The organism is Paraburkholderia sp. SIMBA_027, from assembly GCF_046535315.1.
In the GTDB taxonomy this organism is placed as follows: Bacteria; Pseudomonadota; Gammaproteobacteria; order Burkholderiales; family Burkholderiaceae; genus Paraburkholderia; species Paraburkholderia tropica.
This window is the reverse complement of the sequence record NZ_JAWRWY010000004.1, coordinates 489,063-507,538: the sequence shown is the minus strand read 5'-3', so window position 1 is coordinate 507,538 and position 18,476 is coordinate 489,063. Positions and strand designations below refer to the sequence as shown.

Sequence of the window (18,476 nt, the reverse complement as noted above, 5' to 3'; positions counted from 1 at the left end):
GCGCTTCGCGGCGTTGCACCGGCCGGCATTGCGCCACGACCTGGGCGAGACGGGCGATGGCGTGATCGACATCGGCTTCGGTCGTGTAGCGGCCAATGCTGAAACGCAGCGTGCGGCTCGCGGCGTCGGCGTCGAGGCCGATCGCACTCAGCACATGCGAAGGCGCGCCCGATGCCGAGTTGCACGCCGACGTGGACGACACCGCCACATCCGCCGCCAGCATGAACGGGAAAAAGCCCGCGTGGCCGATCGTGAGACTCAGCGTATGCACAATGCGGCGCGCCGCGCGCGCGTTCTGCGTGACGCCGTCGAGACGCAGCGCACCGTCGAGCAAACGCGCGGCCAGTTGCGCGATGCGCTGCGTATCGGCGTCCATGCGCTCGGCGGCCAGCGCGCACGCCGTGCCCATGCCGACGATCTGATGCGTCGCGAGCGTGCCCGAACGCAACCCGCGCTCGTGGCCGCCGCCGTGCATCTGCGCCGCGATGCGCGCGGCCGCTTCGCGGCGCACGTACAGCGCGCCGATGCCCTTCGGCCCATAGACCTTGTGCGCCGACATCGACAGCAGATCGATGCCGAGCGCGTTCACGTCGATCGGCGTCTTGCCGAGCGCCTGTGCGGCGTCTACGTGCAGCAGCGCGCCCGCCGCGTGCACGATCGGCGCGATGGCGGCAATGTCGGTCAACGTGCCGATCTCGTTGTTCACGAGCATCAGCGAAACGAGGCCCGTGTCGTCGCGCAACGCGGCCTGCACGGCGGCGGGCGTGATGTCGCCGTGCGCGTCGGGACGCACGAAGCTCGCTGTCATGCCGCGCTTTTCGAGGCTCGCGACGGTATCGAGAATCGCCTTGTGTTCGAGGCAGCTGGTGATCAGATGGCGACGGTCGGCGGCGTTATCCGCGTAGCCTTTCAAGGCGAGATTGTTCGATTCGGTCGCGCCCGAGGTCCAGACGATCTCGTCGGCGTGCGCGCCGATCAGCGCGGCCACCTGGGCACGCGCGGCTTCGACGAGCGAGCGCGCCTGCATGCCCGCCGCGTGCGAACTCGATGCCGGATTGCCAAACGCGCCTTCCATGCCGAGGCATTCGCTCATGGCGGCGATCACGCGCGGGTCGGCCGGCGTGGTCGCCGCGTAGTCGAAATAGTGCAGTTTTTCAGCCATTCTCGTGGTACTGGGAAGAGAGATTTCGAGACTCGAATGGCCATCCATGCTACGCGGCAGCGACGAGAAAATGATTCCAAATCGCTCGCCGATTTCGGGCAAACGCAGAATTATTTTTTCTTTCGTGCCAGATCGCACGCGTCTCGCGTGTCTTTAAAACGAAAAACGGTTAAACCGGCGCTTCGCCGAGATGCTCGGTATGCATGTCGCTCAGGCGGCACAGCAAAATGCCGTAGCCCGTGAGATGCCCGAGATACACGCTGGTGTAGATGCCTGCCGCGGGCAACGATTCGAACAGCGTCTGGAGCGTGGCAAGCCGCAGCGGCTTGTCGTCCAGTCCGGGCCGTTCGACTCGCAGATCGGCGACATCGGCCAGTTGCCGGTGCGCGGCGGCGAGCAAACCGAGCCCGCGCAGATATTCCGTTTTCCAGTGCGCATCGAGCGCTTCGAATTGCGCATGAAACGTGTCGAACGTTTCGAGAAAATTAACCACCGAATCGAACAGTTCGTGATAACACCAGAACAGCGGCAGGCGCGAGCGATTGCGCTGTAAATGCGGCGACACCCACGACTGCGCGAGATCCGCCTTCAAAAGATCGTGCGCCTCTTTCAGATTGCTGCTCGATTTGCGCAGCGCGGCCGTAAGCGACTTCAATTGCGTGCGGTCGAGTTTCTCTGCGGCGATTTGCGTGAGCAACGCCGTCGCTTGTTCATTGCCGCTATTCACGAGCGTATTCGCCCAAAAACCATGATCGGGCGGAAACACGATCTGCTGGATCACGAAACCGAGCAGCATGCCGAGCACCACGCCAATCAGGCGTTGTTCGAGCAAGGGAATATGTTCGCCGGTATAGAGCACGAGCGTCATGGGCACGGTGATGCTCGTCATCTGAAACACCGAGGGACGCAGGCTCACGATCGCGAAGATCACGATCGGCAGCAGCAGCACGCCCAGCCATAAATGCGGCGCGGTCAGCCAGATCAGCAATGTGCCGATGGGCATGGCCACGAGATTCGAGGTCACGCGCTTGTAGAAATAACCGCGCGCGGCCGAAATCGAACTGCCGAGCGCCAGCGTGAGCATCGCCGAACCGGCGAGCGCGACGGCCGCGTCGGGATAACCGAAATGGTAGGGAATGGCAAAACCGATCCACAAGCCGAGCGTGAGCTTCGTGTACTTCGCCATTTCCGATAACGAAAAGCGCGCGAACGAGCGGCGAAACGGCGTTAAGGGTTTGTGGACGTATTGGGATGGCGTCATGGGTGTCGATCGGTACAGGCGATATCAGGATGCTAATCGAGCCGACGCATTTTCCGGCAGCCATTTACGCGATGACGTGGCGCTATTTTCCGGAGCCGCGCCGATGACCCGTGGTTATCTTCCAGTTAGCGCACCGCAAGCTTTTATTTGCACTGCACCATGCGTTTTTTTTTTCGAATCCTCTGACGAATTCCGTACAACGCCCACCTGATCAGCGTTTTCCCGAATCCGCCAAGCTTGCGATTTATTTTCAATTTCTTTCGAGTTTTTATCCCTTACCGTCTTGCAAGTTGTTTGGCGTTCGCATGGCGAACCTCACTGGATTACTGAGCAATGGGTAGGCCCATGACGATAAAAACCAAGGTCTCAATATGTCTGCCTACGTGCAATCGTCCCGATCTGTTGATTCGCTGCATTGAATCGTGTTTGCAGCAAACACATACAAACATCGAGATCGTGATTGGCGACGATTCGCAGGACGACCGTACGGCGGCTTCAATCGCCGCGCGTTACGGTCGCGATAAGCGCATCGCGTATCGGCGCAACACGCCTTCGCTCGGACAGGCGCGCAATGTCGCGAGTCTGTTCGCGCGCGCCACCGGCGAAAAGATTCTGCTGATTCACGACGACGATTTGCTGGTCGCAAACGGCATCGAAAGGCTGCTGGCGCAATGGACGCGTTATCCGGATCTACAGGTCGCGTTCGGCAATCAATATGAAGCCGATCATCGCGGACGCATCGATCTCGCAGGCAGCCGGCGGCTCAATCTCGCGTTTCATCGCACGCCCGCGGCGGCCGGTTTGCTGGCGCTGCCCGGACGCGCGGGCATCGTGCAGATGTTCCCGAACAACGGCTGGCTCGCCGACGCCGCGCTCGTCAAGCAGATCGGCTATGGCGGTCACGACGAGGTGTGCTGCGACTTCGTGTTCGGCACGCAGTTGTGTCTCGCGGCACGCAAGGTCTGTTACGTCGACGATTACGTGTCGGTCTATTGCAAGACAGACGTGTCGGTTTCGCAGGCCACGCGTCACACGCCGAATGCCGCTTCGCTCGCGGCCTGGCGTTTCGTGCAGGCGCTGGCCTTGCCGCCCGCACTCGAACCCGCGCGGCGTATTGCTTTGCGGCGGCTCGTGCCGATCGTCGTGTCGCTGCATGCGCGCAATCGCGAGGCGCGTATCGGCCTGAAGCTCGCGCTGCGCAATCTGCGCGCGTATCGCTTCGGCTTGAGTCCGCGTCTCTACTATCACCTGCTGATGATCTGGCGCAGCGCGCGGCGCGTGAATCCAGCGTTGCCGTCACTGGATTTCGACGCGAGCGAACAGCCCGTCGACATCACGCGCACGCGACTTCCTTAGGATGCCGATATTTTTGCTATGAGCCCATGACCTTGTGCGCGTCGGACGGTCCGGCGCGGTCGGGCGTGCCCATGGTTTCGAGCGCGGCGTCGTGATGCAGCAGCAGCGCGGCCGCCGCGCCGACGAGGCCCGCGCCCGCGAGGCACAGCAGCCCCGCGCCGAAACCGCCCGTGCTGTCCTTGATCCAGCCCATCGCATAGGGGCCGAAGAAGCCCGCGAGATTGCCAAGCGAGTTGACCGCCGCGATGCCGCCCGCCGCCGCCGCGCCTGAGAGAAAGGCGGCGGGCAGCGTCCAGATCACCGGCAGGCAGCCGAAGATGCCGAAGCCCGCCACCGAAAGCGCGAGCATCTTGAGCACCGGATTGTCGAGCCCCGCCGCCGCCGCAATGCCTGCCGCGGCCACCGCGAGCGCAAACGCCACGTGTTTCTTGCGTTCGAGACGCCGGTCCGAGTGACGGCCCCAGAACACCATCGAAATCACGCCGACGATATACGGCAACGAAGTCACGAAGCCGGTCTGCACATTCGTGAGCCCGAACGCCTTGACGATCTGCGGCAGAAAGAAACTCAAGCCGTAATTGGTGGCGTTCGCACCGAAATAAATCAGCGCCACGGCCAGCACGCGCGGATTGATCAGCGCTTCCACCACGCTGAAGGTATGGACCGCTTCGCGATGCTTGCGCTCCTGCGCCTGACGCGCGACGAGCCATTCGCGTTCGTCGTCGGCGAGCCAGGTCGCTTGCGTGGGTTTGTCGGTGAGATAGAACAGCACGACGAAGGCCAGCACGAGCGCGGGCGCCGCTTCGATCAGATAGACCCATTGCCAGCCCGCGAGTCCGGCGAGGCCGTCCATCGACAGCAGCGAGCCCGACACCGGACCGCCGATCACCGTGGAAAGCGGAATGGCCGCCATGAAATAGCCCACCACGCGCGCGCGATATTTGGCCGGAAACCAGAGCGTCAGCAAAAAGATGATGCCGGGGAAAAAGCCCGCTTCGGCAATGCCCAGCAGAATGCGCAGCGTATAGAACACGTGCGCGTTCGACATGCCGCTCCACTGCGCGATATGCGGAATGAACGCCATCGCGCCCGCCAGCAAGCCCCACGTAAACATGATGCGGGCGATCCAGCGCCGCGCGCCGAAACGTTCGAGCAGCAAATTCGACGGCACTTCGAAAAAGAAATACGCAATAAAGAAGATACCGGCGCCAAAGCCAAATGCGCTCGCCGATAAATCGAGCGCCTTGTTCATTTGCAGCGCAGCAAAACCCACATTCACGCGATCCAGATAGGCGATGAAATAGCAGACGATCAGGAAGGGCACGAGGCGTGCCGTCACGCGGGTCATCGTGCGCGTTTCGAGGTCCATCGGTTGTCTCCTTCAAGGCTGGCGTCTCGCTCCGCCGCACCTGCGCCGAATCCGGGCCAGTCCGTATCATGTGGTTACAGACTAGGCGCTCGCGCGCCGTTGCGAAAGGCGCGTTTCATAAAACGTCCGGTATGTCATCGAGTACCGATCGACCGTCGAATGACCGTGGGCTTTCTGCCGCATTGCACCTTAAGCGCAGCTTTTTTTCATTCCGGCTACTATGGCCGTTCGATTTTTATATCGGGCGGCATCGCCGCAAACCCAACCTGATTCAGGAGCACCAGAAATGTCTTTCCGCATGACGATGTTGGCGGCCGCAGTCGTGGCCGCGAGTGTGGCCAGTGCAGGCGCGCAAGCCCAGGTCGCCGGCGCGCAGCCGCTGAGCGTGACGGTCGAACAGTCGCAGGCGCTGCTCGAAGGCTGGAGCGTGAAGAAGAGCGTGCTCGGCAAGGCCGTCTATAACGACGACAACGTCAAGGTGGGCACCGTGCGCGACCTGATCGTGGCGCCGGACGGTTCGGTGTCGGCGGCCATCGTCGCAGCGGGCGGCTTCCTCGGCGTGGCTGCGCACGACGTGGCCGTGCCCATCGCTTCGCTCGAAGTGCGCAAGGGCAATCTCTATCTGCCGGGCGCGACCAAGGAAGCGCTCAAGGCTACGCCGGCCTTCCAGTACGCGAAGATCGAATCGCCGCCGAAGCCCAAGCGCATCGACAACAAGCAGCAAGAACAGCAGCAATAAGCAGTAGCAAGCAGCACGACACGGGCGGCGCAATGCCGCTCTCGCACGCCAGCGTATGTATGACGCTGGCGTGCGGTCGCGAAAACAGTTGTTTTACCTATGGCTCGCGGGCCGCGCTGTCTAGCCGCCCTGCGCCATCTCCCGCAGTTCGATCCCTTCCCACGACCCGCGCGCGCACAGCGCCTCGATCGTTTCGCAGATCGTGCGGCGCACCGCCAGCGACGCCGAACTCACCGGCAAGGCATTCGGCCAGCAGATGCTCGCAGGCCGCCGGATCACCGGATCGACGATGCGGCGCATTCTGGGCCGGTCGGCGCTCGCCCGCAGCGCCAGCGCCGAAGCCGGCAAGATCGTGCACGCCGCGCCCGACTGCGCGAGCGACAGCAGAATCGGCAACGAATCCACATCGGCGATGATATTCAGCGGCACCTGTTCGCGCGCGAACGTACGCTCCAGCAGCAGGCGCAAGCCGTTCGCCACGCCGGGCGCGACCATCGGCACGTCGGCGAGCGAGGCCAGCGTGACGGTGCGCGTGCGCGCCGACACGCCGCGCGGCTCGCCCAGCAGATACAGCTCCTCGTCGAGCACCGGCAGCGCGGAGATGCCTGGCGTGGCCGTGTCGCGAAACAGAATCGCGAGGTCGAGCCGCCCGTTCGCGAGCAGTTCGTTCAGGTAGCCGCTCATGCTCTCGAAGAATTGCAGGCGAATGCCCGGATAACGCTCGCGCACACGCTCGAATACCGGCATCGCCAGCACGGACGTCATGGTCGTCGGAAAGCCGATGGCGACCGTGCCCGACTCCGCGCCCACGCCGTCGCGCACTTCCTGGCGCAACTGTTCCATCTGATGCAGCACGAGCCGCGCATGGCGGTACAGCGCCTGCCCGGCCGCCGTGGGCTTCACGCCCTGCGGACTGCGTACGAGTAGCGGCACGCCGAGATCGTCTTCGAGCTTCGCGATCTGCTGGCTCAGCGAAGGCTGCGCCACGAAGAGCTTTTCGGCGGCCTTGCCCAGACTGCCGTAATCGACGATGTGCACGAAATAGCGAAGCTGACGAACGTCCATGAGGTGCTGCCCTTCCTGCCGGTTCAAGCGAGGGTCATAGGATACCCTTATGACCGGCACATTCAATCGGTATTTCCGCCGCGCCGGACATTCGCCTACAGTCGCCTCATTCCTATTGCAAAAAGCGCTGGCCGCACCGGCGCTGGAGACGGCGATGCACGCATGCCAACCCGATCGGCTCGAACAGCCGACGCAGAACGTCACAGATTTCCTCTCCCCAGCTCCCGCCGCCGCGCTGGCCGCCACGCTCGATTGCCGCAGCACGCCGCGTTCGGGCGACGCGCTGCCGCCCATCTGGCATTGGCTCTACTTCTGGTCCGCCGCGCCGCAAGCCGAACTGGGCAGCGACGGTCATCCGCAAAAAGGCGGCTTCCTGCCCGATCTCGGTCTGCCGCGCCGCATGGCCGCGGGCGGGCGCATGAGCTTTCATGCGCCGCTCAGGATCGGCGCGCAGGCCGAGCGCGTCTCGCGCGTGCTCAATGTCGAGCACAAGGAAGGCCGCAGCGGGCGTCTCGCCTTCGTGACCGTCGAGCATGCGATCGAATCCGATGGCGTAACGGCGATCCGCGAGGAACAGGACATTGTGTATCGCGAGCCGGCGCAGCCTGGCCAGCCGCAACCAAAGCCCACGCCCGCGCCGGCGAACGCCGACTGGACACGCGAGATCACGCCGAGCGAAACGCTGCTGTTCCGCTATTCGGCGCTCACCTTCAACGGCCATCGCATTCACTACGACCGCGAGTACGCGCGCGGCGTCGAGGGCTATCCCGATCTCGTCGTGCACGGTCCGCTGATCGCCACGCTGCTGCTCGACCTCGTATCGCGCAGCGTGCCCGGCGCGGTCGTGCGCGAATACGCCTGGAAAGCGGTCCGGCCGACGTTTCTCGGCCACCCGTTTCGCGTCTGCGGCCGCCGCGCCGAAGACGCTCAATCCATCGAGTTGTGGGCGCAGGACCACGACGGCGCGCTGACCATGTCGGCGCGCGCCGTGCTCGCCTGAAGCATCGCGCCCCGCAGGCTCCTTCCTTCCACCGAGATTCACCGAGATCCACGACATGAACGACGCCACGCCCGATCAATTCCAGGACATTCGCGAAGCCGTCCGCGATCTGTGCAGCCAGTTTCCGAACGAATATCACCGCAAGATCGACGAAGCGCGCGGCTATCCCGAAGCCTTCGTCGACGCGCTCACGCAAGCGGGCTGGCTCGCCGCGCTGATTCCGCAGGAGTACGGCGGCTCGGGACTCGGCCTCACCGAAGCGTCGGTGATCATGGAAGAGATCAACCGCAGCGGCGGCAACTCGGGCGCGTGCCACGGCCAGATGTACAACATGGGCACGCTGCTGCGCCACGGCTCCGAAGAACAGAAGCGCAAGTATCTGCCGAAGATCGCCAACGGCGAACTGCGCCTGCAGTCGATGGGCGTGACCGAACCGACCACCGGCACCGACACCACGAAGATCAAGACCACGGCCGTGCGCAAGGGCGACCGTTATGTGATCAACGGCCAGAAGGTGTGGATCTCGCGCGTGCAGCATTCCGACCTGATGATCCTGCTCGCGCGCACCACGCCGCTTTCGGACGTGAAAAAGAAAAGCGAAGGCATGTCGATCTTCATCGTCGATTTGCGCGAAGCCATCGGCAAGGGCCTGACCGTGCAGCCGATTCTGAACATGGTCAATCACGAGACCAACGAGCTGTTCTTCGACAACCTCGAAATTCCGGCGGAAAATCTCATCGGCGAAGAAGGCAAGGGCTTCAAGTACATTCTCGACGGCCTCAACGCGGAGCGCACGCTGATCGCGGCCGAGTGTATCGGCGACGGCTACTGGTTCGTCGACAAGGTATCGCAATACGTTAAGGATCGCCAGGTATTCGGGCGTCCGATCGGCCAGAACCAGGGCGTGCAGTTCCCGATCGCGCGCGCGTTCATCAACGTGGAAGCCGCGAACCTGATGCGCTTCGAGGCCGCCCGCCGCTTCGACGCGCACGAGCCTTGCGGCGCGCAGGCCAACATGGCGAAGCTGCTGGCCGCCGACGCTTCGTGGGAAGCCGCCAACGCCTGTCTGCAATTCCACGGCGGCTTCGGCTTCGCGTGCGAATACGACGTCGAACGCAAGTTCCGCGAGACGCGTCTCTATCAGGTTGCGCCGATTTCCACCAACCTGATTCTCTCGTACGTCGCCGAACATATTCTCGGCCTGCCGCGTTCGTTCTAACCGGAGAGCCGAATCATGCGCCCTCTCGAAGGCATCAAGGTCGTCACGTTCGAGCACGCAATCGCGGCGCCGTTCTGCACGCGCCAGCTCGCGGATCTGGGCGCGCGCGTCATCAAGGTCGAGCGTCCCGGCGTGGGCGATTTCGCGCGCGGCTACGACGAGCGCGTGCACGGTCTCGCCTCGCATTTCGTCTGGACCAACCGTTCGAAGGAAAGCCTCACGCTCGACGTGAAGCGCGCTGAAGCGCTGGAGATCGTGCACACGCTGCTCGCCGACGCCGACGTGTTCGTGCAGAACCTCGCGCCCGGCGCGACGCAGCGGCTCGGCCTCGGCTACGACGCACTGCGCGAGCGTTATCCGCGTCTGATCGTCTGCGATATCTCGGGCTATGGCGGCGACGGTCCGTATCGCGACAAGAAGGCCTACGACCTGCTGATCCAGAGCGAGTCGGGCTTTCTGTCGATCACCGGCACGCCCGACGAATCCGCGAAAGCCGGTTGCTCGATCGCCGATATCGCCGCCGGAATGTACGCGTACTCGAACATTCTCGCGGCGCTGATCGAGCGCGGCAAAACCGGGCGCGGACGCCATATCGACGTGTCGATGCTCGAAAGCATGGTCGAGTGGATGGGCTATCCGCTCTACTACGCGATCGACGGCCAGACGCCGCCGCAACGCAACGGCGCGGCGCACGCCACGATTTATCCGTACGGTCCGTTCAAGGCCGGCGACGGCAAGTCGGTGATGCTCGGCCTGCAAAACGAGCGCGAATGGAAGGCGTTTTGCGACGTCGTGCTGCGCCAGCCCGAACTCGCCGCCGACGAACGCTTCGCCTCGAACAGCCGCCGCGTCGAGCATCGCGCGGCGCTCGGCGCGCTCATCGTGGCGGCCTTCGCCAGCCTCAGCGCGCGCGACGTGGTCGAGCGCCTCGAAGCCGCGAAGATCGCCAATGCGCACATCAACGACATGCAGGCCGTGTGGGAGCACGCGCAGCTCGCCGCGCGCGAACGCTGGACGCAGGTGCAGACGCCCGCGGGCGCGGTGCCCGCGCTGCTGCCGCCCGGCGTCACGCTCGCGGACGCGCCGCGCATGGACGCCGTGCCCGCGCTCGGCGAGCACACCGACGCAATCCTGAACGAACTCGGCTACGACGCGACGCAGATTCGCGCGCTGCACGACACCGGCGCGGTCTGACCTGAGCGGACGACCCGCGCCCACCATAGAACGCCGCAGCAATAAGCGGCGCATGGCAGCAAGCCCCCGCGGCCCTTCGGCCTCGGGGGCCGCATCACAATCGGAGACATCACATGCACCACGCGGTCAATGCCGCCGGACGCCTCGACCGGCTACCCGTTTCACGCTTTCACTGGAAGATACTCGGCCTCATCGCGGGCGGCGCGTTCCTCGACGCCTTCGACATCTATCTCGCCAACGGCGCGATGGCGTCGATGGTCAAGGACGGCTTCACCGACATGCGTCACGGCGCGCTGTTCGTCTCGTCGACGTTCATGGGCATGATGGTCGGCGCGTTCATCGCGGGCTGGCTCGGCGACCGGCTCGGGCGGCGCTATTCGTATCAGGTCAATCTCGCGGTGTTCGGGCTCGCCTCGATCGCCGCGTGCTTCGCGCCCAACATCGAATGGCTGATCGTGCTGCGCTTCATCATGGGCCTCGGGCTCGGCGCGGAACTCGTGGTGGCGGCGGGCACGCTCGCGGAATTCGTGCCGCCCGCCACGCGCGGCAAGTGGGTCTCGCTGCTCGCGGTCATCACCAATAGCGGGCTGTTCGCGGCGCTCGCGGCGGGCTACTGGGTCATCCCGCATCTCGGCTGGCGCTATATGTTCGCGCTCGCGGGCGTGGGCGCGCTGGTGGTGTGGTTCCTGCGCCATCGCATGCCGGAGTCGCCGCGCTGGCTCGAATCGGTCGGCCGTTTCGAGGAAGCCGAAGCCACGCTCGCGGAAATCGAGCAGGAAGTACGCGCGCAGGTGGGCGAACTGCCGCCCGTGCAGCGCGCCGTCGATCTGCACAAGGGCAGCGTGCCGCTCAGCGCGCTGTTCGCCAAAGGCATGCGCGGACGCATGCTGGTCGCGGCGCTCACGGCCGTCGGCGTGAACGTGGGGCTGTATGGTTTCATCGCGTGGCTGCCGACGTTCTTCGTGGCGCAAGGTCTGTCGATCGTGAAGTCGCTCGGCTTCGTGTTCGTGATGTCGATCGGCTCGCCGGTGGGCGGCCTGATCGGTTACTTCATCGCCGACCGGGTCGGACGCGCGCGCGGCATCGTGGTGTCGTCGATCGTGAGCGTCGCGCTCGGCTGGCTCTACGTGACGCTGCGCGATCCCACCGCCATCATGCTCGTGGGCTTCTGCCTCGTGAGCGCGATCTACACCATCTGCACGCTCGGCCTGTTCGGCTACATTCCCGAACTCTTCCCGACCGAAATGCGCCTGCGCGGCACCGGCGTGGCGGGCACCTGCGGACGCGCCTCGTCGATCGCCACGCCGTGGCTCGCGTTGATGCTCTACGAACGCTTCGGCGTCTCGGGCGTGATCGCGATGGTGACGGCGATTCTCGCCGTGCTCTGCGTGGCGATTCTCGCGCTGCGCGTGGAAACGAGCCGCGCCGCGCTGGAGGATATCGCGGGCGACGTGGGCAATGCGGCTGAAAACCTCGACGACGCGCCGGCCGTGCTCGCGCCGGAAGGCCGCTGATCGAGGCCGATATTGCGGGTCATTTCAAGGCCCGCTGCGAAAGCGCTTTCCGCGCGTAAGGAACGGTAAGCGCTTTCGCAAACTCCTGCTTTCTGTCACAAAGGAAACTTCCCCGGACTGGGTACTATCCGCGCATTGCTTACAAACGGATCACGCCATGTCCGCATTTCGACGAACCCTCGCGGTGCTGAGTCTGTGCGCCGCGCTCGCGGGCCTGAACGGCTGCGCCACCACCATTGGCAATATCGGCCTCGGTGCGGGGTTGGGCGTCGCGGCCACGGTCAGCGCCCTGTATTGCGTGCTCGCCTGCTCGCATTACTGATCCTTATCTGATCCCCGCCTGATCGCAGGCTTTCGAAGCCTGTCCCGCGATATCGAAGCGACGCGCCGTGCAACGCGAGCGCGCCGCCCACGGTCGAACACCTTCATTTCCCTCGCATCCGCAGTCCGCTCCAACCCGGCGATCACCGTCGCGGCCTGACGCTTTCACTCGCTTTCCGGATCTTTCCTTGCACTCGCGCGCGGCGTGCATCCTCGAAAATGCCTACGTAGAAGGCTTTTCGTAAGCATGCACACTTTGACACACGCTCGTCCCGCGCAGTAAAATTATTTCATCACGCGTTGAATATATGCGCGAGTGGCCTCCCCTCCCCCTACGGAATCCGATGGACAAGCTGGGCAGCATGAAGATGTTCGTTGGCGTCGCCGAAGCCGGCGGTTTCGCCAAGGCCGCGTCGCGCGCCGCGCTCAGCACCGCAGCGGTGTCGCGCGCGATCATGGAACTGGAGGCGAGTCTGCAAACGCGCCTCTTCAACCGCACCACGCGCCAGATCTCGCTGACCGAAGCGGGCCGCCGCTATCTGGAGCATTGCGAGCGCATTCTCAACGAAGTCGCGCTCGCCGACGCCGAAGCCATGGGCGCCGCCGCGCAACCCAACGGCCGCCTGCGCGTGCACGCCACTGCGAGCTTCGGCCAGCATTACCTCACGCCGCTGCTCGCGCGCTACACGCAGCAATTCGAAGATGTGTCCGTCGACCTGGTGCTCGCGCAGCGCACGCCCGATCTGCTCGAAGAACGCTTCGACGTGGCGATCGTCGTCGCGCAAACGCTCAAGGATTCGTCGCTCGTTTCGCAGCGGCTCGGCACGTCGCGTTCGGTGCTGTGCGCCGCGCCGCAATATCTTGCGCGACGCGGCACGCCACTCGACATCGGCGATCTGGAGCGGCATACCTGCGTGCAGCTCACGCGCCAGGATTTGCCGGTACTGGCGTGGGAATTCGAAGGCCAGCACGAAGGCGAGCCGGCGCGGACCTTCCGCCCCACGCAGCAGGCGCCGCTGACCGTGAACATTGCGGAGGCGCTCGGCGAGGCCATACGCGCGGGGATGGGCATCGGCATGTTGCCGATCCCCACGGCGCTGCAAGGCATGCGCGACGGCACGCTCGTGCAGGTGCTGCCCGGAGCGCGGCTCAAGCCGTTCAACGTGTTCGCGCTCTATGCGTCGCGCCAGTATCTCGATGCGAAGATCAAGACGCTCGTGGAGTTTCTGCGCGAAGCGGTTCCGCGCCGCATGGCCGAGCACGAACAGGAACTGCAACTGCTGAACGCGCGCTACGATCACGACGTGGTGTGCGAGAGCTGACGCGCGCGGCTTGAAGTTTAACGCGCGTTTTTGCCCGTGACTTATTTGTAGTTATCCGAATCAATTCGAATCGATGCCATGACAAACGGCGCTCAGCGCCTCGCTCGCTTCATCGCACGGCACGCGATGAGCGCGAGCGACGATCCGCGCACCGCGCCTGCCGATGCTCACGACCGTCTGCCCGCTCGCGATGCGCGTGGCGCTTCGTGCGCCTCGCGCTCCCGCACAGCCACCGCACGGACTTCACGCGAGCCGGATCTTCGGCTGCACCCAGCCGTTGATCCGCTCGGCGGTCCACAAAAGCGTGGCCTTGCGCAAGCCATGCAGCGATTGTTGATGGCGGCGATACAGCATCGCGTGGCTCAGTTGCGCCACGCGTCCGCGAATGAAGCCGCCACGGAAGAAGCCGAAGCGCCCGAGCGTGCCGAACGCGTCGTAGTCGCTCAGCGAGACCAGCGCGCCGAAATCGCGGAACGCGAAATCGGGCAGCGGCTTGCCCGCCAGCCAGCCGGGCAGATGGCGCGCCAGATACTCCGCCTGCTGCGTCGCCACCTGCGCCGTGGGCGCGAGCGGACGTTCGGCGCCCGCGGGCGTGAGGCTCGAACAATCGCCGAGCGCGAAGATGTGATCGTCGCGCGTGGATTGCAGCGTCGGCCCGACCACGATCTGGTTCGCGCGGGTGGTTTCCAGTCCGCCGATGCCGCTCAGGAATTCCGCCGCCTTCACGCCCGCCGCCCACACCATCAGATCGGCCTGTGCCAGCGCGCCGTCATCGTGGACGAAGCCGCCCGGGCACGCCTCGGTCACGCGCGTGCCGGTCTTCACCGTGAAGCCGATCATCTCCAGTTGCTGCTGGCTCGACGCCGAAATAGCCGGCGGAAACGCGCCCAGAATGCGCGGTCCGCTTTCGAGCAGCGTGAGTTGCAAACGTTCGCGCACCGAAGCGTCGCCGTACGCGCTCGCCACTTCGAGCAGACGGCTCAGTTCGGCCGCCAGCTCCACGCCGGTCGCGCCGCCGCCGACGATCGCCACACGCAGCGCCTCGTCGCGCGCCACGCTGCGAAACGCCCGCGCGCGCAGCGCTTCGTTGAAGATCTCGGCCTGCTTCTGGCTGTCGATAAAGTGACAGTGCGTCTTCACGCCCGGCACGCCGAAGTCGTTCGCGCGGCTGCCGAGCGCGAGCACCAGCACGTCGTAACCGACTTCGCGCGGCTCCAGCACCATCGTCCCGTCCGGCATGGTGATCGCGCCCAGTTGCACGCGGCGGCGCTCGCGGTCGAGACCGAGCATCTCGCCCGGCTCGTAGGCGTAGCCGTGCTCGCTCGCATGCGCGAGGAAGATCACCTGCTGCTGCTGCACGTCGCGCGTGCCGGCGGCGATGGTGTGCAGCATCGGCTTCCAGATGTGCGTGGGGCTGCGGTCGATCAGCGTGACCTGCGCCTTGCCCGCGCGCCCGAGCGTGTCGCCGAGCTTCGTTGCCAACACAATGCCGGCGATGCCGCCGCCCACGATCACGATACGAACCGGTTTCGACATTTTCAATTCAACGCGTGATGAATAAAGACCGATGGTAAACCCGCCCCATGCTGTGTGTCAAACGGACGCAGAATCGGACGCAGAATCGAATCCAGACATCGACGCAGCCCCGCAAGCCGACCCGCGCGCCGCGTCAACGCGTCCGATACGGGCTCTCGCGGTGACGCGGCCAGGCTCGGGTACACTCACGTCCATCGAAAATCATGGAATGCAGACCCGCATGAAAGAGAAGGCCACCGCATCGTTCACGCCTACGCCGATGAAGCGCGGCCGCGGGCGGCCGGCGCAGGACGCCTCGGTCGGCCCCGACGTGCTGCTGCGCAATGCGCGCAAGACCTTCGGCACGCGCGGCTACGACGCGACCAGCGTGCGCGAGATCGCGCGCGAGTCGGGCGTCGACCCCGCGCTGCTTGCGCATCACTTCGGTTCGAAAGAGGCCTTGTGGACGGCCGTGGTCGAGCAGATCGCCGAACACGCCGCGCCCATGATCGCAGCCACGGCGGCCTTGCGCGACTCGGATCTCGGCCCGAAGGCGCGCGTGGACCGTGCGCTGGAAATCTATATCGACAAGGTGTTCGATCAGCCCGATATCGGCCTGTTCTTCGCCACCGCCGCCACCGAAGAAGGCGCGCGCCTCGACCGCCTCGTCGAACGTCTCGTGCGGCCGGTTCACGACGTATTCGTGCCGTTGCTCGCGGATGCCGCCCGCGCGGGCGAGCTCAAGGTGCAGGACGCCGAGATGCTGTTCTTCGTGCTGATGAACGGCATCAGCAAGACCGTCAGCTACGCGCATCTGATGGCCGCGTTCTCCACGCTGCCCAATCATCCGAAGAAATTCAAACGCAGCGTGCTGGAGACGGCGCTCGCGCTGCTGGCCTGAGCACGGCCGGCACGCGGACCAAACCAACCAGGCCGGACGCATCGGGCCCGCACGGTGCGCGCGACAACCGGCTGCGCATCGTTCGCGCGCGTACGGTCGCCAGCGCACACATTGAACTGGCAGGACGCGCAGGACTGACTACAATGCTTGGGTGTCCTTCACGCTTCTGTCGCGCGAAGCGGCACAGGCATTCGCTTTCGGTACTTACCCCAGGCGTACCCCAGGTCGTGTGACGTTTCAATTCCTTCATTGGAGGCATGGTCATGACGTGCCTGAACGAAAGGATTGTCGGCGCAATCATTTTTATGCTGAGCGGATATGCATTCGCGGACGGCATCGCGACCGATGCGCCCGGAACCCTGACGCTGGCGAACATCGCGCCCACCCTGCCCATGGAAGTCGTCGCGGCGATACCCGAGCCGCAACGCTACGTCTATCGCTACGAGATGGCGTATCAGAGCCGCACGCCCGGCGCGCCAGAGACGCAATTCGAGAACTTCTACAGCGCGGATGTCGCGCACGAGTACCGCTTCGCCGATGCGAAGGCGGCGGCAGGCAGCGCGCCGCCCGGTGCGGCCGGCCAGCCCGCGCAGGCGTATCTGCGCATGGGGCCGTCCACGGCGCCGCAGCTCTCGATCATGCAGATACCCAACTCCACGCTCACGCTCGGCGCGCAGCCGCAACGCCGCCTGTCGCTGATCGTTGACGACTGGGTGTTCTCCGGCACGGCGCGCGTGGCCGTGCTGCACTCGCACGACACGGGCGCGACGCTGACCGTGCGCCACGGTTTCTAGCGCGCCGCAACGAAGCCGGCGTTACGCCGAAGCGAGCGGCCCGTCGAACGACACGCGGTCGCGGCCGCCGCGTTTCGCCGCGTAGAGCGCGGCGTCGGCGAGACCATAGGCCGTGTCGAAGTCGGTGCCCGCCGCGTTGTCGCTCACGCCGAAACTCGCGGTGATGCTGCGGCTCACCGGATCCGGAAACGCGTGCGCCGCGATCGCCGCGCGCATGCGCTCGGCCAGATCGAGCGCATCGCGAATCTCGAAGCCCGGCAACACCACCGTGAACTCCTCGCCACCCACGCGGCCGATGAGACCGTGCTCGCCCAGAATCCCACACAGGCAGTTGACGATGCCGAGAATCACCGCGTCGCCCGCCGGATGGCCGAAGTCGTCGTTGACCTTCTTGAAGTCGTCGATATCGAGCAGGATCATCACCGCGCGATCCGCGCGCAACGCCTTGACGGTGCGCTCGATCACCGCGCTGCGATTGAACACGCCCGTGAGCGCGTCGTGCGTCGCGCGATAGTGCAGTTGCTGCGTCAGCGCCTGCATCTCGCGCTCGGCGCGGTCGCTGCGCCCGATCAGGCGGCGCGTCTCGCGCATCAGGCGCTCGTAATGGCGGATCAGTTCGTCGAGCGCCTGGCGATAGGCGTCGGCATCCGCGTGCGGGTCCGCGCCGATCGCGCGCGCGCGTTCGAGCGCTTCGCTCTCGTTGCGAAACAGGTCCGGCGCATGATCGTGAGAGACCTCGCGGCGATATGCGGTGGCGTCCACGCCCGCGGTCCTCAAGTCGCCACCGGACAATCGTTGAACTGGATCGCCGTGAAGTCGGTCTGCAACTCCTCGCCGAATTCGAGGATCGTCTCGTCTTCCTCGTCGCGATACCAGTTCACCTGCACCTGATTGCCCGCCGATGCCGCGCGGTCGAGCGCGTCGAACACGCTGAACAGCATCTTCGTGCTGGAGCTGTTGAAATACGTGAGCGTGACTTCGACCGTGATGGTCGCGGCCGTGCTCGCATCGAGCCACGCGTTGAGCTGCTCGATGATCGGCGCGTAGAACGCGGCGGCGTTCTCGGGATACGACTCGCCGCGAAGCGAAAGCCATTGCTGATCGAAGCGGAAATCGATTTCCGGCGAAGTCGCCGTGGCGGCAATAAATAGGTTTTCCATTCTGTAACCGGCCCTGGTCAGATGATGGTCTTGAGGCAAAAGAGCGTGGTCTCGGGATCGTCCTCGCGCGGATAGAACGCGAATTCGAGCGGCGCGCTCGCATCGCGCGCCATCGTCAGAAAGCCCAGCCCCGCGCCCTTGCTTTCGGTCGGCGTGTCCGCGCGCAGCGACAACTTGTAGGCCTGCTTGATTTCCTCGATCGACATGGAACGCAGCGGCTCCAGCTTCTCGCGCAGATCGTTCACGGCCACCGTCGCGATCGGATTCATGCACACCATCAGATGGCGCTCGCCGTCGGCGGAAATGCACATCGCGCCTTCGCGCACCGCGCCGCCCTGCTGCCAGTTCTCGGAGAGCGCATCGGACGAGTAATGCACGATGTTCTGCGAGAGTTCGATGAACGACGAGAAGATCTTGCGGCGCGTCGGCCCGCTCAGTCCGGCCACTTCCAGTTGCAGCTTCACGACCTCGCTCATGGCGGCCACGATGCTGTGGGAGAAATAGCCCTTGTGATAAAAAATCAGGTTGCGCTGACGCGCAATTTCAAAGAAACAATGGTTCTGATCCAGAATGGCAGACATATT

Annotated in this window: 17 protein-coding genes and 1 pseudogene; 10 read left to right on the top strand and 8 right to left on the bottom strand. The window is 64.7% G+C overall.

The features are described 5' to 3' along the window. Positions 1–22: 22 nt before the first annotated feature. Positions 23–1,162: pseudogene (locus SB764_RS10290) on the bottom strand (cysteine desulfurase family protein); the annotation flags it as partial. 169 nt (positions 1,163–1,331) lie between these two features. Continuing rightward, a complete protein-coding gene (locus SB764_RS10285) occupies positions 1,332–2,423 on the bottom strand; it encodes an FUSC family protein (protein WP_110329195.1) in 1,092 nt (363 codons plus the stop codon). Positions 2,424–2,768: 345 nt separating this feature from the next. On the opposite strand from SB764_RS10285, the gene SB764_RS10280 reads away from it, so the two are divergent. Beyond that, on the top strand, positions 2,769–3,779 hold the full coding sequence (locus SB764_RS10280) for a glycosyltransferase family 2 protein (RefSeq protein WP_321865523.1): 1,011 nt from the start codon (positions 2,769–2,771) through the stop codon (positions 3,777–3,779). Positions 3,780–3,795: 16 nt separating this feature from the next. On the opposite strand, the gene SB764_RS10275 is transcribed toward SB764_RS10280, so the two are convergent. Continuing rightward, entirely contained in the window at positions 3,796–5,148 is a 1,353-nt protein-coding gene (locus SB764_RS10275; RefSeq protein WP_065061531.1) for an MFS transporter, read from the bottom strand. A 286-nt stretch (positions 5,149–5,434) separates the two neighbouring features. On the opposite strand from SB764_RS10275, the gene SB764_RS10270 reads away from it, so the two are divergent. Beyond that, on the top strand, positions 5,435–5,887 hold the full coding sequence (locus SB764_RS10270; RefSeq protein ID WP_065061530.1) for a PRC-barrel domain-containing protein: 453 nt from the start codon (positions 5,435–5,437) through the stop codon (positions 5,885–5,887). A 120-nt stretch (positions 5,888–6,007) separates the two neighbouring features. Here SB764_RS10270 and SB764_RS10265 read toward each other — a convergent pair whose 3' ends face one another. Beyond that, the gene (locus SB764_RS10265; RefSeq protein ID WP_065061529.1) at positions 6,008–6,952 is read right to left on the bottom strand and encodes a LysR substrate-binding domain-containing protein; all 945 of its coding nucleotides are present in this window, start codon (positions 6,950–6,952) and stop codon (positions 6,008–6,010) included. 154 nt (positions 6,953–7,106) lie between these two features. On the opposite strand from SB764_RS10265, the gene SB764_RS10260 reads away from it, so the two are divergent. From SB764_RS10260 to SB764_RS10235, 6 genes are all read left to right on the top strand, one after another. After that, positions 7,107–7,952, top strand: a complete 846-nt coding sequence (locus tag SB764_RS10260; RefSeq protein ID WP_183039482.1) for a MaoC family dehydratase N-terminal domain-containing protein — start codon at positions 7,107–7,109, stop codon at positions 7,950–7,952. Between the two features lie 55 nt (positions 7,953–8,007). After that, complete coding sequence (locus tag SB764_RS10255; RefSeq protein WP_065061528.1) at positions 8,008–9,171, top strand: acyl-CoA dehydrogenase family protein; 1,164 nt, start codon at positions 8,008–8,010, stop codon at positions 9,169–9,171. Between the two features lie 15 nt (positions 9,172–9,186). After that, the gene (locus SB764_RS10250; RefSeq protein WP_074981849.1) at positions 9,187–10,365 is read left to right on the top strand and encodes a CaiB/BaiF CoA transferase family protein; all 1,179 of its coding nucleotides are present in this window, start codon (positions 9,187–9,189) and stop codon (positions 10,363–10,365) included. Positions 10,366–10,478: 113 nt separating this feature from the next. Further along, positions 10,479–11,879 (top strand): MFS transporter, encoded by a 1,401-nt coding sequence (locus SB764_RS10245; protein ID WP_410863465.1) that lies wholly within the window; start codon positions 10,479–10,481, stop codon positions 11,877–11,879. Between the two features lie 157 nt (positions 11,880–12,036). Then, entirely contained in the window at positions 12,037–12,201 is a 165-nt protein-coding gene (locus SB764_RS10240; protein WP_167371394.1) for a hypothetical protein, read from the top strand. A gap of 343 nt (positions 12,202–12,544) precedes the next feature. Further along, entirely contained in the window at positions 12,545–13,522 is a 978-nt protein-coding gene (locus tag SB764_RS10235) for a LysR family transcriptional regulator (RefSeq protein WP_065061525.1), read from the top strand. A gap of 243 nt (positions 13,523–13,765) precedes the next feature. Here the strand turns inward: SB764_RS10235 and SB764_RS10230 are convergent, their stop codons facing one another. Continuing rightward, complete coding sequence (locus tag SB764_RS10230; RefSeq protein ID WP_176080912.1) at positions 13,766–15,058, bottom strand: NAD(P)/FAD-dependent oxidoreductase; 1,293 nt, start codon at positions 15,056–15,058, stop codon at positions 13,766–13,768. Positions 15,059–15,278: 220 nt separating this feature from the next. Here SB764_RS10230 and SB764_RS10225 point away from each other — a divergent pair, with 220 nt between their 5' ends. Next, entirely contained in the window at positions 15,279–15,938 is a 660-nt protein-coding gene (locus SB764_RS10225; protein ID WP_321891419.1) for a helix-turn-helix domain-containing protein, read from the top strand. 305 nt (positions 15,939–16,243) lie between these two features. Next, entirely contained in the window at positions 16,244–16,732 is a 489-nt protein-coding gene (locus SB764_RS10220) for a hypothetical protein (RefSeq protein ID WP_231957639.1), read from the top strand. Between the two features lie 21 nt (positions 16,733–16,753). Here the strand turns inward: SB764_RS10220 and SB764_RS10215 are convergent, their stop codons facing one another. The 3 genes from SB764_RS10215 to SB764_RS10205 are packed head-to-tail and all read right to left on the bottom strand — an operon-like array spanning position 16,754 to position 18,473. Then, on the bottom strand, positions 16,754–17,494 hold the full coding sequence (locus tag SB764_RS10215; RefSeq protein ID WP_410863463.1) for a GGDEF domain-containing protein: 741 nt from the start codon (positions 17,492–17,494) through the stop codon (positions 16,754–16,756). A gap of 11 nt (positions 17,495–17,505) precedes the next feature. Further along, positions 17,506–17,892, bottom strand: a complete 387-nt coding sequence (locus tag SB764_RS10210; RefSeq protein WP_074981843.1) for a DUF1987 domain-containing protein — start codon at positions 17,890–17,892, stop codon at positions 17,506–17,508. 17 nt (positions 17,893–17,909) lie between these two features. After that, positions 17,910–18,473, bottom strand: a complete 564-nt coding sequence (locus SB764_RS10205; protein ID WP_110329192.1) for a SiaB family protein kinase — start codon at positions 18,471–18,473, stop codon at positions 17,910–17,912. Positions 18,474–18,476: the final 3 nt, after the last annotated feature.

Coding starts and splice junctions, on each gene's coding strand:
- SB764_RS10285 (WP_110329195.1), bottom strand. CDS start 2,423: ATGACGCCATCCCAATACGTCCACAAACCCTTAACGCCGTTTCGCCGC.
- SB764_RS10280 (WP_321865523.1), top strand. CDS start 2,769: ATGACGATAAAAACCAAGGTCTCAATATGTCTGCCTACGTGCAATCGT.
- SB764_RS10275 (WP_065061531.1), bottom strand. CDS start 5,148: ATGGACCTCGAAACGCGCACGATGACCCGCGTGACGGCACGCCTCGTG.
- SB764_RS10270 (WP_065061530.1), top strand. CDS start 5,435: ATGTCTTTCCGCATGACGATGTTGGCGGCCGCAGTCGTGGCCGCGAGT.
- SB764_RS10265 (WP_065061529.1), bottom strand. CDS start 6,952: ATGGACGTTCGTCAGCTTCGCTATTTCGTGCACATCGTCGATTACGGC.
- SB764_RS10260 (WP_183039482.1), top strand. CDS start 7,107: ATGCACGCATGCCAACCCGATCGGCTCGAACAGCCGACGCAGAACGTC.
- SB764_RS10255 (WP_065061528.1), top strand. CDS start 8,008: ATGAACGACGCCACGCCCGATCAATTCCAGGACATTCGCGAAGCCGTC.
- SB764_RS10250 (WP_074981849.1), top strand. CDS start 9,187: ATGCGCCCTCTCGAAGGCATCAAGGTCGTCACGTTCGAGCACGCAATC.
- SB764_RS10245 (WP_410863465.1), top strand. CDS start 10,479: ATGCACCACGCGGTCAATGCCGCCGGACGCCTCGACCGGCTACCCGTT.
- SB764_RS10240 (WP_167371394.1), top strand. CDS start 12,037: ATGTCCGCATTTCGACGAACCCTCGCGGTGCTGAGTCTGTGCGCCGCG.
- SB764_RS10235 (WP_065061525.1), top strand. CDS start 12,545: ATGGACAAGCTGGGCAGCATGAAGATGTTCGTTGGCGTCGCCGAAGCC.
- SB764_RS10230 (WP_176080912.1), bottom strand. CDS start 15,058: ATGTCGAAACCGGTTCGTATCGTGATCGTGGGCGGCGGCATCGCCGGC.
- SB764_RS10225 (WP_321891419.1), top strand. CDS start 15,279: ATGAAAGAGAAGGCCACCGCATCGTTCACGCCTACGCCGATGAAGCGC.
- SB764_RS10220 (WP_231957639.1), top strand. CDS start 16,244: ATGCTGAGCGGATATGCATTCGCGGACGGCATCGCGACCGATGCGCCC.
- SB764_RS10210 (WP_074981843.1), bottom strand. CDS start 17,892: ATGGAAAACCTATTTATTGCCGCCACGGCGACTTCGCCGGAAATCGAT.
- SB764_RS10205 (WP_110329192.1), bottom strand. CDS start 18,473: ATGTCTGCCATTCTGGATCAGAACCATTGTTTCTTTGAAATTGCGCGT.